This window comes from Desulfotruncus arcticus DSM 17038 (assembly GCF_900113335.1).
Classification (GTDB): domain Bacteria; phylum Bacillota; class Desulfotomaculia; order Desulfotomaculales; family Desulfallaceae; genus Desulfotruncus; species Desulfotruncus arcticus.
Genome location: NZ_FOOX01000001.1, coordinates 416,822 through 433,102, shown reverse-complemented (window position 1 = coordinate 433,102; position 16,281 = coordinate 416,822). Strand labels below are relative to the sequence as shown.

Below are 16,281 nucleotides of genomic sequence, written 5' to 3'. Positions count from 1 at the left end.
TTTAAATATCTCTATTTAACTGGGCAATGCGTTATCCTCCCGCCTGATATTTAACAATTGGTTTTCAATGTTCTTATTACTAAATAAAGAAGCGGAGGAGCACCGAATATCATTGTTGTAGCTGCTGCAACGATGCCGGAGTCGTTAAAAATCAGTGCTACAAAACTGGCTGTGACTACGCCGATAAACCCTTTATACATCACCGGGTACTGAAATTTTAAAGACTGCATGACTCCCGTCGGTCTGTAAAAAAGAATAGCCAGGCTGGCGAGACTTGCCAGAAAAATTCTGCCCCAAATGGAGTATTTGATCAGTTTAATATTCATGCTTAATTTTCTAGTAATAACGTAAATTATTTCTTTTGCGCCTCCATTAATAATGAGGGTTGCTGTGCGCCCTATATGAGATTGATTTTCCAGCGGGCGGCGGATGTCATAGGCAATTAAGGCGATAAGCAGGATGCCTACTGCCGCTGTTATTTTAAGTAATGTTTTATAGTTGAATTTGGTGTCTGCCAGTAACAAAATTGTTACTAAAAAAGAAAATGCAGCTGTAATAGAACCACCGACATTAGTTCCTAATTGTGGAGCAGCGATAACATAAAATGTAAACATGTAGTAAAGTCCGATGGGAAACAATAACATCGTTTTGTACTTTTTTATGCGGTTGATTAAAGCGGTCGTGCCGATGATAGTTGAGCCAATCAAAACGCCCATATATTCATTACCCAGCCCGTAAAAACGCGCCCCAACTATAGGATCATATCCCAGGAGAGAGTTTTTTTGCATTGGGGCTCCAAGCAATAAATCAATAAAAATACACAGTGAAGTTAACAGGCTAATAATAATAAACGGGTCAAGGCCGTTGGCATACTTGTCAAGCCAAAGGTGTAATAACGATACGATTACAACAGTGGCGCTGATTATTTCCAAAACAGTTATTAATATTGAAGTTTGTGGTACTAAAGCCACCAGCAACAGCGCAAGCGGGACCGACATAACCGCTAAAAGAAGCGGTTTTAAAATAGTCATTAGAAAATAACTCTGGGGCAGGAAAATTGCAGCAAGCGACAACAGTACCAAAAGCAATTGTATTAAAACATAGTAGCGGAGCACAGGAGGCCTGGCCTGATTTGTTAATTCAAGTTTTGCATAAAGAGAAGACAACAGTGTTGGCGTGTTTTCTGTTGGTATTATCTGGATACTGCGTCCAGACATACTTGTAGGGATAGCAATACCGAAGTAGTTTAAAATTGCAGGGGCAATATCAGTATTCTTAATTATCCCCGGCCGCTTAGTTGTGGGTGAGGTTAATATGCCGGCTGTTACGCCTTTGCCTATGGCCACAACTGGTGTAAGGTAATTTGAGTCTGGCAGATAGTTTCCTTTTGGTGTAGGTGACACCAATATTAATAAATCTTTGCTGAGGTCCAGCTTATTAACAGTGCCAATTATCATATTGGTTATCCTGGCTTTGGATTCAATTCTATTACTCTGCAATACGTCTGTTGTTGTATAGGCCCCAAGCCTCTCCAAACGATAAAGATCTCCCAGTTCAACTATGGTTAAGCCTGGTTTGCCCAGGTAATTATCTAGAGAATTTGCCAAATCGTTATAATCAGTCCGTAGCCCTCCAGGGAAGTTAACATCCTTAATAGTTAGTTCATCGCCTACGTCGCCTTCCGGTATAATTCCTTGTGTATTCATACCCAATGCTACCGCAGGTCTATTTGGTTGATCAATAATATCCGAATTACCAATAACCCTGACATCAATATTATTTTGTTCCAACAAAGTGCCCAGGTTGCCTGGTACTGCTGAATACCTGTTATCTTTATTTAGTTCTTTAATACGGGCAATATCCAATTGTAATACAGAATCAGCACCTGTTGCCAGGCCGGTTCTTTGGTGGAATATCTGAGCCGCAGAAAAACCGTTTAACTGGCTTTCTGCATTAACACCATGCTTGTCAGACCCCGATGCATTTAATGGCGCGCCCGCCCCTATAGATGCGAAAGTGCTTGCAGGGTTTACGCTTCCCTCAACTCCGGTATTCATAATACCCATTGCGCCCAATTTGGCAACTTCCTGACGCAGCTTGTCGTCATTAAGTATATCATTTAAGGTTAGCCGGTCAACTGTAATAAGCACAAGGTTTCCCATGGCGGCCGGGCTTTCTATGCTTATCGGGTCTGGTTGCTTTAAACCATAAAGGCTTAATAATAGTCGCTGGTGTTTCGGTTGTGATAAAGAATAGGAAATAGAAATAAATAAAACAGCAATGGCAAGAAGAAATACAATCCACAGCCTAACTCTACGCAAAAAAACCTCTCCTCAGCAATCAAGTGCGATTATATAACATATATCTTTTACTAGGTATTTCAACTTTTTCCTGCAAGAGTTGTAAATACAAATTCACAGTTTCCTTAATTGTTCGGGTAACACAAAATTCCTTGACTATTTTTTGCCTTGCTTTGGTACTATATTGACGGGCCAATCCCGGGTTTTTTAACAGATATGCTATGGATTGAACCAGGTCCCGGAAATCTCCCGGGGCAACGAGCATCCCGCACTCTTTATCGTCAATAACTTCAGGAATACCGCCTACTCTGGAAGCCAAAACCGGTAAATTAAAGGCCATCGCCTCTAATAAAGAAAGGGGTAAGCCTTCGGTTAAAGAGGGCAGGACAAAAAAATCCATAACCGAATATGCTGCTGAAACATCCTCCAGTGCTCCTGTAAAGATAAAACGATTTCCCAGCGCTTTGTTCTGTACCTGTTCTTGAAGAGTTTTCTTTAACGGACCGTCGCCAACCATTAAAAAGTGCAGGTCAAATTCTTTTACCAACAATTCAGCGGCTTGAATTAAAATATGCAGTCCTTTTTGTGGTGCCATCCTGGCAACAGTTCCTATTACCTGGCGGTCCCAAGGTATACCAAAATCAGATTTTAGTTTTTTTCTGTCCAATATTTTATTAAAAGCTTTATAATCAATGCCGTTGGGAATAACTTTAATTTTTGAGCGGGGAATTCTTTCAAACTTAGATATTTCTTCACCAAGCGCACCTGAAACAGTAATGATAGAATCTGTTGGCCAGGAAAGCACATAATCAACCATTGCAGCCAGATTATTCTTCCAAGAAGGCCAATTACTGTTTATAATTGAGTTGTGTGCTGTATAGATATTAACCGGAACTTTGGCCAATACAGCTGCCGGCCTGGCCAGTAAAGCAGCTTTGGCTCCATGGGAATGCACCAGTTTGACTTTTTTACTGCGCATATATTGATAAAGAATTTTTAATGTGCTTAAATCCTGCCGGGAAACGGTGCCTTTTAAAGGCAGGGACAGGGTTTTAATTCCCGATAATTTTAGTTTTTGTTCCAAGGTGCTGTTTTCTGGACAAGCAACTGTAACATCAAAGTAATCAATTAAATTTTCGGTAAGTACTGATATATGTTTGCCAATACCGCCTTCTGTTGGTCTGACCACTTGTAATACCGGAATATTTGGTAGCAGGGCTGTTCACTCCTTATTAGTCATTATCCCCATATAAAACACGCGCTTAATCAGTTCCCTTAGCGCGCGTGTTTTAATACTTTATACCTTAGCACTTGCCATATATATGGTAAGTTATACTTTTCCAAAGTGAAATAAAGACACGGCTTACTCATTTCCCGCCGTGTCTTGTAAGGGTATTATTAATTTACTTGGATTGCGTCCGTCGGGCAATTTCCTGCTGCTTCTTGAGCCTGCTCTTCCAAATCATTAGGCACTTCGTCAACAACAGCATGGGCCTTTTCATCATCATTCCAATCAAACACTTCCGGACAGGTATCTATGCATGCGCCACAACTGATGCACAGATCTTGATCAACTTCTGCATGCAAAATAATGCACCTCCTGACAATATACTGACTGAAGCAATATTAGTTTGGCTATTTTTGAGAATATTATGCCTGCGCTTTGCATCAATTATTTATTTTGAAAAATTTAAGAAATGGCATAAAATAATAAAGAAGACTTGGTTCAGGTGGTGTTTTGACCCCACCTGAACCTTAGTCGCACTTATTTCGAGTTTATTGCCGCTAAGACTCCCGCCTGTAGAGGCGGGAGTCTTAGCGGCGGTTAACGAGATAAATCGAGGTGAGGTAGATTGTCTCCAAATACATCTGATCAGGCTAAAAGAAAAATGTTAATATTAATGATTTTTGCACCGGGGATCTTTTTTATTATTTACTGGTTTGCCATACAATCAGGCAATAACCATGCTTTGCCGAATAAAATTAAGCCTCCGGCGAAATTCGAAACCATTGGGCAGTCAGTCCGGGCTGACAATACGTTGTACACTGCCCGCAAAGGCAGCCAGCTATTTACCGACCGGATTGATTTAAAGAATAATGTTGCTATAGCTGAACCAGGTGCCATTTTTCTGGGGCTGGGGCTGGAAGCTGCCGATAGCGGTGACAGGCCTGATGTAGTTGTTATCTCCCAAGACGGTAATGTATTTCGTCCACTTGATGTTGACAGCTCCATTATCGCCAAAAATTTTGGTATGGATGCAAAAAATATTTACCTGTACTTGTTTAAGGTTCGAACAGGAGCCGGGTATTATTATTTTCAGGTAAATAACAAGCCTGAATTAACCTGGAGAATAAAAGAAGGAGCCTAAAAGGCTCCTTCTTTTATTCCATCTAGCTAGAAAAATTTTATCGTTACTTGTGTCTGGCGCTCCGGTGGTTCCGCTCCGCGCGCTGCGCAATTTTCCTTGTAGCTCGTGTAGCTACTTGTACATAACGCTTGCAATAGACAGTCCGGTGTAACTTTACGCCCTTTCGGGGTCAAGCTCTGGGGATTTGACGGGCTATGAACCGCATCCAGTGCTCCGCTTGCTCCGGGAAGCCACCGGATCGCCGTGCCTACGTTATCTATTTATCATCCTTGCCATTGCGAGGAGCAAAGTGACGTGGTAATCGCAATTTAATAGACTAGGCGAGCAGCACTCTATCGTCGTCAAATACTGTCCCGCTGATGGAGGTAAATTTGTTCACAAGTTCCGCAACCGTCAGGTCTTTCTTTTCATTAGCATCAAAATCAATGATAATCCGGCCCCGGTGCATCATGATCAAACGGTTGCCGTATTTTATTGCTTGTTCCATGTTATGGGTAATCATGATAGTTGTTAGTTTGCTGCTGCTTACTATCTGTTCAGTGATTTTCATGACAAGTTTGGCGGCATTGGGATCAAGGGCGGCGGTATGTTCGTCCAGCAATAATAATTTAGGACGGGCGATTGTAGCCATAACCAGCGCAAGTGCCTGGCGCTGCCCGCCGGACAGGGTGCCAACCGGCACTTTTAAACGATTTTCCAGTCCAAGTCCTATAACTTTCAGCGCTTCTTGAAAAATTGTTGTTCGCCGTGAGGATACCGCCTTTTGTAAGCCACGCTTTTGGCCTCTGATGTAAGCCATGGCCAGGTTTTCCTCGATGCTAAGCTCAGCAGATGTGCTAGCCATGGGATCCTGGTCAATCCGGCCAATATCCCTAGCCCGAACATGCTCCGCTAATCCTGAGACATCTTTTCCCTCAATTTCTATTGTGCCGGCATCTACGTTATTTACACCGGCGATGGCTTTTAACAGGGTTGATTTCCCGGCACCGTTACTGCCGATCAGGGTTATAAAATCACCTTGTTTTATTGTAAGGTTGATATTGTCAAGTGCTTTAATAGCATTGGGCGTTCCTGCAAAAAAATATTTATCAATTCCCGCCAAACTAATCATATATCTCCCTCCTGACTTGTCTTTTCGGAGGGAATACACTTTTTCCGCATAGAAATTGTAGGTATGCCGGGCAAGTTCTTTTTAAATTTCAAGTTAGGTAAGCAAAGAACCAGTAATACTAAAACCGCAGTCATTAATTTAAAATCTTCGGCCGGCAGGCCTAATCGTAACCCAAGGGCCAGCAAGCCACGGTAAACTATTGATCCAAGTATTACACCTGTTAACAATCGTCCGAGACTGCTGCCCCTACCCCCAAAGATTGTTTCTCCTGCGATTACCGATGCAATTGCTGCTACAAGTACTCCAATACCCATGCCCACATCGGCAAAACCCTGGAACTGGCAAGCCATGGCTCCGGATAAGCCAACAAGGGAATTAGAAATTATTAGCGCCAATAATTTAGTATTGTCTGTGTTTACTCCCAAAGACCTGATCATGCGCTCGTTGCTGCCAGTGGCACGAATGGCCAAGCCGAGGTCAGTGTTTAAGAACCAACCCAGCAAAATGCGTACTGATAAAACCATTAAAGCCAATATCATAATAACTGAAAAATTGTTTTCAGAGAGATTGAACCAGCCGGAAATTTGACCGTAAATGTTTTCGTTAGCCAACAGAGGGATGTTGGGACGGCCCATTGTACGCAGCATCATAGTGTAGATTGCGCTGGCGGTTAAAATGCCGGCCAGAATGTTATTGACCTTAAGCCTGGTATGCATTAATCCCGTGGCTGCTCCTGCCAATCCTCCGGCTAAAGCTCCCAGTAATACGGCTAATAGAGGGTTAACACCCTCTATAATTGCCCGTGCAGTTACGGCAGCCCCGAGAGGGAATGTTCCCTCAACGGTTAAGTCCGGAAACCCCAGCAGTTCAAAAGTCAATAGGACACCCAGGGCCATAAACGCAAATATTAATCCTTGTTGTAAAGCACTTGTGATGATGCTTTCCATAGGCCAAACTTCTCTCCTTAGAAATTGCTATAAAGTATTGGCTAATCTACTACTTCATCTGCACGGCTTAAAACTGCTTCAGGTATTTGTAAGCCAATGTTGGCGGCTGCAGCTTTATTAATCATTAAAGTGCGTTTGCGAATTTCTTCCGGTTTTACCTCGCCGGATTTTTCACCTTTTAGCACTCTTGCCAGCATCGTTGCTCCTTGGCGGCCGCAATCGTATTCATCATTGCCGATAGTGGCAACGGCACCTCGTTTTACGGATTCGGTATCGCCGGTAAACAGCGGTATTTTGTTATCCTGCAATACTTTCAAAAGTGCTTCAAGAGCAGATATAACAGTGTTGTCCTGGGGAACAAAAACAGCTTGAACTCTCCCAACCAGTGACTGTGCGGCAGCCTGGACTTCGTTACTGCTGGCAACCGGCGCTTCAACAACTTTAAAACCTTTACTCTCTAAATATTGCTTGGCCCTGTTAATGTTGCTTACTGAATTAGCCTCTCCGGCATTGTAGATGAGTCCGACTTGTTTTAAGTCCGGCACCATTTCCATCACCAGGTCCATTTGCTGTTCAACCGGGTCAGCGCTGTACACCCCGGTAATATTAGTTCCAGTTGGTTGATCAAGAGATTTAATCAAGCCTGCGCCAACTGCGTCAGACACCGCTATAAATACAACCGGTATATCGGTTCCTTTGGTAGCCTGAGCCGCCGCTTGCGAACTGGGAGTTGTAATGGCAAGGATTGCATCAACTTTGTCACCAACAAATTTATCTGCTATCGTTTTGGCCAGGTTGGGATCACCCTGGGAATTTTGGATGTCAAATTTAACATTTTGCCCATCAATAAAGCCTTCTTCCTTCATTTGATCCAAAAACCCTTTTTGATCCAGGTCAAGGGCGGGATGGGCAACAAATTGAGTGACCCCAATCTTTAGAATTTTTTCTTGAGTCGTTTGTTCTTTTTCGGCACCGCATCCTGACGCGGTTATTATAAATACTAACGCTGCAAGCAAAGTGAAGATCATTTTAGGTATTCTCATCAGAATTAAACCCTCCTATTTAATAAGTCAATTAAATAGCCGATTATTATATCACAGAAATTTGTTAATTCACCTCCCTGAAGCGAGGAGAAATAACAAAACGGCACTCAAATGAGCACCGCCTTTCAATCAACAGCGACAAGCTCATCTCAACTCTCCTCGTCATTTTCATGGTTTTCTCTTCTCTGCTCAATAAGATTCGTTTTATGTATACACTGAAAAATTATATCACCTACGTAAAGAAACTGTCAATTAAACGCATATTACCATGATTTATGATGCGAATTGCCAGAGCTGCTAAAATTAAATAGCCCCTAAAAACCGCGGTTTTTAGGGGCTATAAGTCTAAATCAAGCACTGATACTGTTGATTTCTTTGTCATAGATATGGTACTTAGTTCCACACTCACTGCAATTATAGTAACCGATTTGTTTTAGCGTATGGTCTGATTTGCCGCAAGATGGACAGGTGAAATTTTTTACTTCATATAAAGAACCGCAAACGAGTATGCAGAATCCGGTTATTCCAGCTATAGTTCCTCCAATTGCACCTGCCAAACCCCAGGATGCCCCCGCGACAACTGCTGTGAGCCAAACTGATAGTCCGACAATAAGCGTTACAGCAGTAAATGTCAGTATTCTAATGATACTAAGAGCTGCTTCCTGATAATTATTCTTTAAGCGCGGGCTTGCCAAATAACTCCCTCCCCATTTTAGTTCTCTTTAAATATTATTTCTTCGCGTTAAAGACTAATCCTTCATGATTTAAAATTTTTCTATTGACTAATTAGTAAATATCCGTATAATCAAATATATAAATAAAACAATTGGGGGTTGTATTAAAGTGAAACCTAATAACCTTGCTTTTAGAACAAATTTACAGGCCTTTACCTGGGTTGGGTTACCGTTGGTAGCTATCGGTGGTTGGTTCTTCCCTGTTATGGGTTTTCTTCTGTTTGGCTGCATGGTCGGCGCAGTTGGCCTGTCGTTTTTTAGAGGGCGTAATTGGTGTGACTGGATGTGTCCCAGGGGGGCCTTCCTTGATTTGGCACTGGGCAGATTAAGCCGTAACGTCCAAATTCCCAAGTTCTTTAAACATGAATTTGTACGCGCTTTTATGGTAATGTTAATTTTTACTGTTATTGGAATTCAGTTTTATTTTTCCTGGGGTAATATTGAAGCTATGGGTATGGCTCTGGTCAGGGTGTTGACAATAACAACAGTGGTTGCTATACTGCTTGGCTGGGGGATTCATCCCAGAACATGGTGCCGCATATGTCCTATGGGAACTGTGGCACATTGGATAGCCCGGAGTAAAAATAAATTGCATGCAAGTAATAAGTGCGTATCCTGCGGGCTCTGCGCCAAGGCATGCCCCATGCAGTTAAACCCAAGTGCAATTGGTACGGGAGATTCTTTTGATTACAGCGATTGCTTAAAGTGCTCATCCTGCATCAGCAGCTGCCCTAAAAAGGCACTTTCATTTGAATCAAATGACAAAGAAAAAAGCTGTCGCGTTGCGGCCTAAAGTAAATATAAATCCGCGGTTTTTTACCGCGGATTTATTCCCCATTTTTACTCATATTCTTTGGTAACATGTGGTATCCTTTGCAGTAAGTCCCCTGCCAGCATACCAGACATGCCCATCTCTTGTGCGGTAACGTCACCTGCCCGGCCATGTATGAATGCTCCTGCAACCGCGGCATTTACCGGTGTCAGCCCCTGGGCCATTAATCCCGCGATTATGCCCGTTAAAACGTCCCCGGACCCTCCGCTGGCCATGCCTGGATTACCTGTTCCATTAATGTAAATTGAACCATCGGGGCCGCAGATGATTGTTTTTGCCCCTTTTAGCAGGATTGAGCAGCCCCATTCCTTAGCCTTCCGGGCAGTTATTCCTATTCTGTTTTGCTGAATTTCCTTCACGCTGTGACCGGTTAAACGAGCCATTTCACCCGGGTGGGGTGTCAGGACAAGGTTTGATTTAACTGATTTAAACAAACCGGCCTTACCCGCCATGGCATTTAAACCATCTGCATCCAAAACGCAGGGGATAGTAATATTCATGATAATATCCTGGACCAGCGTAGATGTCTCTGTGCCGGTTCCCAAACCTGGCCCGATAGCTATGACGTCACTGCTGTGACATCGGTCAAGAATATCTTTAAGAGTTGTATGGCTAATATTGCCCTTAGCTGTCTCAGCCAATGGAAAAGTCATAACTTCAGTTAATTTATTCTCCGCAATGTCATGAATTGCGGAGGGAACGCCGAGGGTTACCAAACCGGCGCCGATTCTTGCAGCTGCCTCTGCTGCAAGAACCGCGGCACCAGACATTCCTCTTGATCCGGCAACAACCAGGACACGTCCGAAATCCCCTTTATGTTCAGGCCCCTTGCGGCTGGGCCAGATCTCATTGATTAATTCAGAGGTGGTAAGGTATCTGCTGCTGGCGACCTTTGATAAAGCCGCGGCAGGAATGGATATATCAACTACATGCAGCTTTCCCACATAGTTACATCCCTGATATAAAACCAGTCCAAGTTTGGGGTAGGCAAAAGTAACCGTATGGTCTGCCCGAATACAGGGTCCGTTTATTTTACCGGTATCCGCTTCAATTCCTGACGGAATATCCACTGCTATGACGGTTTTACCGCTCAAGTTTATGGATTTGAAAACTGAAGCCAATAAATCGCTTACGGTTCCCTTGAATCCCGTGCCATATAAAGCATCTATGATAAGTTCCGCGCTGTTGACAGCCATCTTGACCATGTTAACATCGTGGGTACTATTTAAGGGGTAGATTTTTTGCCCCATACCCTTCCAGATGGTTAAATTGGTTAAGGCATCTCCTTTGACTTTATTCTCCTCGCCAAAAAGGAACAGTTGCACGCGGGCTCCTTTGTTATACAAATGCCTTGCTATAACAAAGCCATCACCGCCATTATTTCCTTTGCCGGCGAGAATTACAATATTTGTATTAGTGGTACTCTCCAATAACTGACTTATAATTTCTACAGTCCTAATCCCAGCATTTTCCATGAGGACAATTCCTGGAATAGCATAATCATTAATTGCAGCATGATCAATGGCGGCCATTTCACTGCCGGTTACAAGGCGCAAAGTCATATCTCCTTTCCGACGGCAACTGCAAATGCCACAGCCCGTTCTTTGTCATGAGAAACTGATACCAATATTTTGCCAATACCCAGCGATCTGGCTATTTGTTCCGCTGTTCCGCTTAATACTACTACCGGCGGTTTGTCGCCCCCGTTTAAAATTTCAACCTCCTGCCAATTTGTTAATCCCGTACCTAATGCTTTAAAAACTGCTTCTTTAGCTGAAAATCTGGCAGCAAAGGATGGCCAGGGGTTGCGTCTGGCCGTACAGAAAGATATTTCATTTTCGGTAAACACGCGATTGATAAATCGACTGTTTTGTTTATTGGCAGCAGCTTTTTGAACACGGGCTATTTCTATAATATCAGTGCCGACACCAACTAAGTCTATATTCAAGTTAGACAACTCACTTTAAGTTAATAAATTTGGTTTCTAATTCCACAGTCAAAAAGAAAAAACCTGCTTTGCAGGTAGACTTAGATGCCGATAATTATAAGTTATATAGTTATCTTAATCCTTATTAAACGTTCCTGAAAGTTTAAAGTTAACCCATTCTGGAAAGGATATACCGGTTTTAGCAAAAAAATCACTTTCCATGGCGTTTTGCTTTTCTTTCTGTTCTATAAAATCATGAACCGCCAGTCGGTAAGTATTGAAAAAATCGCGGTCTACAATTTCTTCTTCCATTAATAATAGACGTAGTGCAAGGTTTTCTTCTTCCAGTGTTTTTAGCCGGCTAAAAAGTTCTATCAGCATCAATCTTGTAAAGTCCTGGTCAATTTCTCGGTTAATGTCTCCAAGTATGGACCAAATTTTTTTGTCGCTTAACATATCCCACACAACTTGCATTAGATACCTCCGGAAATACCTTTTAAAATCAATTTAATACAAGATTATTTACTAAAATTTAGTTGTTTATACATAAAAAACCTTCCATTTAGGAAGGTTTTTTAAAAACCTAAAATTTTTCTAAGTTTTTTGGCCTGGGCCCGGCTGACAGGTACTTCGCTGTTTTCTTTATCCTCCACGACAAGGTTGTAAGTTCCATTAAAGAATGGGACAATTTCCCTGACTTTATGCAGGTTAACCAGATAACAGCGATGGGTTCTGAAAAAAACCTGAGGATTCAACCTGGCTTCCAATTCTTTTAAGGTAAAGCGGGTTAATAGCTTATCAGTAAAAGTTTTGATGTAAATGTAATCTTGTTCAGTAAAAGCATAAAAAATATCCGACTCGGCAACTAAAACTGTTTTACCTTGTTTTTCAGCTGGTATCCTATCAATCCTGATTTTGGACGGATCAATTTTAGCTTTTGCTTTATCGGTATCGTTGCCAGCCTTATCAGTATTAGTACCGGAATTTTCATGGTTGGCTTTTACTACCTTGTCAATCGCTTTTTTTAGCCGTCCAGGTTCAACTGGCTTTAACAAGTAATCCACGGCATTTACCTCGAAAGCCTGTACCGCATATTCATCATAAGCAGTAACAAATATCACGTGGGGCTGTTGAGGCAACCCCTGAATTGCTGCACCCAGCTCAAGACCAGTCATGCCGGGCATAGATATATCGAGAAATAAAATTTGGTAATCAAGAGCCTTGATCAGGGCCAACGCTTCCTGAGCATTGGCAGCCTCACCAACAATTTCAATATTGTCAAAATTGTTTAATAAAAAACGCAGCTCTTGCCTCGCCGGATATTCATCGTCAACAATTAAAGCTTTAAGCTTCACTGGCTGCACCTTCCTTTATCATGGTGTGACATGCAAGAGGTATTCTTACATATACAGAAGTACCTTCTCCCGGTACGCTAACTATGCGAAGACCGTATTCCTTACCAAAAAGCCCCTTTAATCGTTCATGTACATTGCTAAGTCCAACTCCGTTTCCGGACCCGAAACCCGGTGTAAGTACCTTTGGCTGTATCTCTGAGGTCATGCCAACACCATCGTCTCTTATCACAATTAACATTTCGTTATTGAGCTTACGCACAGTAATTTCAACCGTACCTTGTCCCGGTTTGGGTAAAATTCCGTGTTTTATCGCATTTTCTACCAGTGGCTGAATGGTTAAAACGGGTACTTTATATTCAAGGATTTCATCATCAATATTTCTTACCACTCTAAGCTTATCCCTGAACCTGGCTCTTTCAAGAATAAGATACGTGTTCAGGTATTCAATTTCCTCTTTTAGTGTATTAAAATGCCCATGTCTTTTGAGAGCATGTCGGAAAAAAGCTGCCAGTTTTATCAGCAGTCTTCTTGCTGTTTCGGGATTAGTCCTGCTAAACATAATAATTGTATTCAAGGTGTTAAATAAAAAGTGGGGGTTGATTTGAGCCTGCAGTGCATCAAGCTCCGCTTTGGTAACCAATTGGACCTGCCTGTCTAATTCAGCCAACTCCATCTGCATGCCTAGAATTTGGGCAACCCCCACCGCTAGTCTGATTATGGAAGTATGCATTTCACCCTGTTGGGTTTGGTAAAGTTTAACTGTTCCTGTGACCTCACCCCTGCAAATTAAAGGCACTATTACGGCTGATTGAAGCGGGCAATTGGGGACAGGGCAATCCAACCCGTATCCGTCCCGGATTACTTTCATTTGGCCGGTTTTGATTACCTCTTTGGTGGCGATGGTCATAATTGGCCTGCCTGCTTTGTGGTGGTCCGATCCCGCCCCGATATATGCCAACACTTTTTCGCGATCCGTAATGGCCACTGCAGCTACATCTGCTATTTTTTTAATAACTTCAGCAGTATTGCAGGCTGTTTCCTCATTTAACCCCCGGCGTAAAAAGGGCAGTGTTTGGTTGGCAATCTGCAGTGTTGGGTCAAGAGGTTCCTCAGAATTGGCTTCACTTGCCGGATTAATTTTGAAATTAAATAATATAATAACAACTGTTAAAAGTCCTGCAAGGGTTAATAAAATTGCCGAAATCCATGGTTGCGGCCGGATAAAGTAAATCAAGCATAAAGTGGCTGAATAAACTACAGCCCAGGTAAAAAGCGATCGTTTGGTATCGTACCCCATATTGGGCATGTGGTGTCCCGCCTTAATTATTTTAATTTTCTAAATATTGGTTTTCATAAAATACTATTCGACGGTATAGCAACTATTCCTGCAGTAACATAATAAAAAAACAGGTACATAATGGGAAAAAGGGACAGAACCATGAAGGGTCCTGCCCCGTTTTTTTTAATTCCTAATTATTTAATTGATACAACTATTTAACCTTGAACTTTTTTGAGAATTAATTCTACAACGTCCGGATTGGCAAGTGAGGTTACATCGCCAACCTCTGTCTGGTTAGATATAGAAGCGAGAATGCGGCGCATAATCTTACCGGAACGGGTTTTGGGCATGTCGGGAACGATGTGTACGCTCCTGGGCCGGGCAATTTTACCAACAACTGTTGAAACAGCCTGGGAAATTTTTGCCGCCAACTCGTCGCTTGCCTCAAACCCGGGCTTTAAGGCAACGTACAGGTCCGGAACAACACCTTTGATTTCGTCTTTGGCAGCAATTACCGCAGCTTCAGCTACTTCTTGTACGGTAAGGGCGGCAGATTCAATTTCCTTGGTCCCCAGTCTGTGACCGGCCACATTGATCACGTCGTCAACCCTGCCAAGTATCCTTACATAGCCATCCTTGGCTAAAACGGCTGCGTCGCCGGCCATGTACGGCCAATCTCTCCAGTCCTTGCTGTCCGGGTTAGTGTTATATTTTCCGTAATAAGTGCTGACAAAGCGATCCCGGTCTTTCCAGATGGTTTGCATCAATCCAGGCCAGGGGTTTTTAATGCAGATATTGCCGGCTTTACCAGCCCCGGCTGGTATTTCATTGCCCTCGTCGTCAAAAATAACAGGGTGAATGCCGGGTACGCCGGGTCCGGCGCTGCCGGGCTTCATGGGAGCCAGACCCGGTACCGTGCTGCACAGGAAACCGCCGGTTTCAGTTTGCCACCACGTATCAACGATGGCTGCCTTTTTCTTACCAACTACGTCGTAATACCATCTCCAAACTGCGGGCTCAATAGGTTCACCTACAGTGGTCATGTGTTTAAAATCATAATTATATTTTTCCGGCTCGTCGGGACCGGCTTTCCTGAGCTGGCGAATCGCTGTAGGTGAGGTATGGAATATATTAACATCCAATTCTTCGGCAATTCTCCAGATACGACCGGCATCCGGATAGGTGGGTACACCCTCATAAATAACTGAACTGGCTGCGCAGGCGAGAGGACCGTAAACAATGAAGGAGTGTCCGGTGATCCAGCCGATATCAGCCATGCACCAGTAAACGTCCTCGGGGTGAATATCCTGAATATTTTTGGACATCCAGGTGACATAGGCCAGATATCCACCGATACTGTGCTGGGCGCCTTTGGGCCTGCCGGTGGAGCCACTGGTGTACATTAGGAAAAGTATATCTTCAGCGGGCATTGATACAGGCTCAACTGTTTTACCCCGGTATTCCTTTAAAAGTTCATCCATGAAAAAGTCGCGGCCTTCAACTACCGGAGCCGCAGAAGAATATTTACCCGGGTAGCGTCTCCAAACCAGTACCTTGTCTACATCCTGTCCTTCTTTCTTGGCAACTTCTACGGCGACATCGCCAATTGCTTTGTGGTCAAGAAGTTTACCGCTGCGGTAATAAGAGTCAATGGTAATTAGTACACGGCTTTCAGAATCCCAGATTCTTTCGCCGCAGGCCTGGCCGCTGAAGCCGGCAAAAACCTGGGAATGGATTACGCCAAGACGCGCACAGGCTAGCATGGTAATTGGCAGTTCCGGGGTCATCGGCAGGTGTAGGGTTACCCTGTCACCGGCTTTTAAACCTGCAAAATCTCTTAAAACGGCAGCTGTTTCATTTACTCTTCGGTAAAGGTCCTGGTAGGTCAAGTGCACAATGGGCTCATCTTCAGGCTCGGGGACAAAGTGAATTGCAGTTTTATTCTTGTATTTATCCAGGTGTCTATCCACGCAGTTATAGCTGGCGTTTATCTTACCACCCACAAACCATTTCCAGCAAGGGGCGTCACTGGTATCTAATGTGGTATGCCAGTACTGGTCCCAGTCTAATAAATCTGCAAATTCCTTAAAACACTCGGGGAAATTTTCCAGGCTAAATCTTTCAAATATTTTAGGATCGGTTAAATTAGCCTGCCCCACAAAATCATTCGGTGGGTGAATATATTCTTCCTCCTGCCATGTCACTGAATAGTGAGCGCTTTTTTCTTCGGACACTAAACAAACCCCCTTTTATTATAAATAAAAGCTAATTCAGAATTAAGGACATACTTGCTTTTTTGGGGTGATTTCACCTCCCTACTAGGCAAATTGATAAGGTGCTGCGTTTATTAAGAAAATTAATATCAAAATAATACCGTCTGTAAT

The 16,281-nt window shown here is 43.1% G+C and carries 15 protein-coding genes; 2 read left to right on the top strand and 13 right to left on the bottom strand.

What is annotated here, in order from left to right:
- Positions 1-50 precede the first annotated feature (50 nt).
- From BM056_RS02160 to BM056_RS02150, 3 genes are all read right to left on the bottom strand, one after another.
- Positions 51-2,321, bottom strand: coding sequence for a hypothetical protein (locus BM056_RS02160; RefSeq protein ID WP_092468250.1), 2,271 nt, complete (start codon positions 2,319-2,321; stop codon positions 51-53).
- A gap of 19 nt (positions 2,322-2,340) precedes the next feature.
- Positions 2,341-3,489: a glycosyltransferase family 4 protein gene (locus BM056_RS02155; RefSeq protein WP_092468248.1), complete on the bottom strand. Its 1,149-nt coding sequence runs from the start codon at positions 3,487-3,489 to the stop codon at positions 2,341-2,343.
- A gap of 209 nt (positions 3,490-3,698) precedes the next feature.
- Positions 3,699-3,887 (bottom strand): ferredoxin, encoded by a 189-nt coding sequence (locus BM056_RS02150; RefSeq protein ID WP_092468246.1) that lies wholly within the window; start codon positions 3,885-3,887, stop codon positions 3,699-3,701.
- Between the two features lie 266 nt (positions 3,888-4,153).
- Between BM056_RS02150 and BM056_RS02145 the strand changes: the two genes are divergently transcribed.
- Positions 4,154-4,669 carry a hypothetical protein gene (locus BM056_RS02145; RefSeq protein ID WP_092468244.1) on the top strand — a complete coding sequence of 172 codons (516 nt, stop codon included), beginning with the start codon at positions 4,154-4,156 and terminating at the stop codon, positions 4,667-4,669.
- Between the two features lie 316 nt (positions 4,670-4,985).
- Here BM056_RS02145 and BM056_RS02140 read toward each other — a convergent pair whose 3' ends face one another.
- The 4 genes from BM056_RS02140 to BM056_RS02125 all read right to left on the bottom strand — a co-directional run bounded on the left by BM056_RS02140 (position 4,986) and on the right by BM056_RS02125 (position 8,465).
- A complete protein-coding gene (locus BM056_RS02140) occupies positions 4,986-5,780 on the bottom strand; it encodes an ABC transporter ATP-binding protein (protein ID WP_092468242.1) in 795 nt (264 codons plus the stop codon).
- Positions 5,777-6,727, bottom strand: a complete 951-nt coding sequence (locus BM056_RS02135) for an ABC transporter permease (RefSeq protein WP_092468240.1) — start codon at positions 6,725-6,727, stop codon at positions 5,777-5,779. The genes BM056_RS02140 and BM056_RS02135 overlap by 4 nt, the downstream gene beginning before the upstream one ends.
- Before the next feature lie 41 nt (positions 6,728-6,768).
- Positions 6,769-7,770, bottom strand: coding sequence for an ABC transporter substrate-binding protein (locus BM056_RS02130; protein WP_092468238.1), 1,002 nt, complete (start codon positions 7,768-7,770; stop codon positions 6,769-6,771).
- Between the two features lie 350 nt (positions 7,771-8,120).
- A complete protein-coding gene (locus BM056_RS02125) occupies positions 8,121-8,465 on the bottom strand; it encodes a hypothetical protein (RefSeq protein WP_092468236.1) in 345 nt (114 codons plus the stop codon).
- A gap of 148 nt (positions 8,466-8,613) precedes the next feature.
- Here BM056_RS02125 and BM056_RS02120 point away from each other — a divergent pair, with 148 nt between their 5' ends.
- Positions 8,614-9,297, top strand: coding sequence for a 4Fe-4S binding protein (locus BM056_RS02120; protein ID WP_238456268.1), 684 nt, complete (start codon positions 8,614-8,616; stop codon positions 9,295-9,297).
- 47 nt (positions 9,298-9,344) lie between these two features.
- Here BM056_RS02120 and BM056_RS02115 read toward each other — a convergent pair whose 3' ends face one another.
- The 6 genes from BM056_RS02115 to acs form a co-directional block, all read right to left on the bottom strand.
- Positions 9,345-10,898, bottom strand: a complete 1,554-nt coding sequence (locus tag BM056_RS02115; protein WP_238456267.1) for an NAD(P)H-hydrate dehydratase — start codon at positions 10,896-10,898, stop codon at positions 9,345-9,347.
- Positions 10,895-11,284 (bottom strand): holo-ACP synthase, encoded by a 390-nt coding sequence (acpS, locus tag BM056_RS02110; protein ID WP_238456266.1) that lies wholly within the window; start codon positions 11,282-11,284, stop codon positions 10,895-10,897. Before acpS ends, BM056_RS02115 begins: the two co-directional genes overlap by 4 nt.
- 114 nt (positions 11,285-11,398) lie before the next feature.
- Positions 11,399-11,737: a hypothetical protein gene (locus BM056_RS02105; RefSeq protein ID WP_092468232.1), complete on the bottom strand. Its 339-nt coding sequence runs from the start codon at positions 11,735-11,737 to the stop codon at positions 11,399-11,401.
- 101 nt (positions 11,738-11,838) lie between these two features.
- Positions 11,839-12,618 (bottom strand): LytR/AlgR family response regulator transcription factor, encoded by a 780-nt coding sequence (locus BM056_RS02100; RefSeq protein WP_092468230.1) that lies wholly within the window; start codon positions 12,616-12,618, stop codon positions 11,839-11,841.
- Positions 12,608-13,924: a histidine kinase gene (locus tag BM056_RS02095; protein WP_092468228.1), complete on the bottom strand. Its 1,317-nt coding sequence runs from the start codon at positions 13,922-13,924 to the stop codon at positions 12,608-12,610. The genes BM056_RS02100 and BM056_RS02095 overlap by 11 nt, the downstream gene beginning before the upstream one ends.
- Before the next feature lie 188 nt (positions 13,925-14,112).
- The gene (acs, locus tag BM056_RS02090) at positions 14,113-16,131 is read right to left on the bottom strand and encodes an acetate--CoA ligase (protein WP_092468226.1); all 2,019 of its coding nucleotides are present in this window, start codon (positions 16,129-16,131) and stop codon (positions 14,113-14,115) included.
- Positions 16,132-16,281: the final 150 nt, after the last annotated feature.

Bases quoted from the DNA above. Each gene is read 5' to 3' on its own strand.
- BM056_RS02140 (WP_092468242.1), bottom strand. From the start codon at position 5,780: ATGATTAGTTTGGCGGGAATTGATAAATATTTTTTTGCAGGAACGCCC.
- BM056_RS02095 (WP_092468228.1), bottom strand. From the start codon at position 13,924: ATGCCCAATATGGGGTACGATACCAAACGATCGCTTTTTACCTGGGCT.
- BM056_RS02115 (WP_238456267.1), bottom strand. From the start codon at position 10,898: ATGACTTTGCGCCTTGTAACCGGCAGTGAAATGGCCGCCATTGATCAT.
- BM056_RS02105 (WP_092468232.1), bottom strand. From the start codon at position 11,737: ATGCAAGTTGTGTGGGATATGTTAAGCGACAAAAAAATTTGGTCCATA.
- BM056_RS02130 (WP_092468238.1), bottom strand. From the start codon at position 7,770: ATGAGAATACCTAAAATGATCTTCACTTTGCTTGCAGCGTTAGTATTT.
- BM056_RS02135 (WP_092468240.1), bottom strand. From the start codon at position 6,727: ATGGAAAGCATCATCACAAGTGCTTTACAACAAGGATTAATATTTGCG.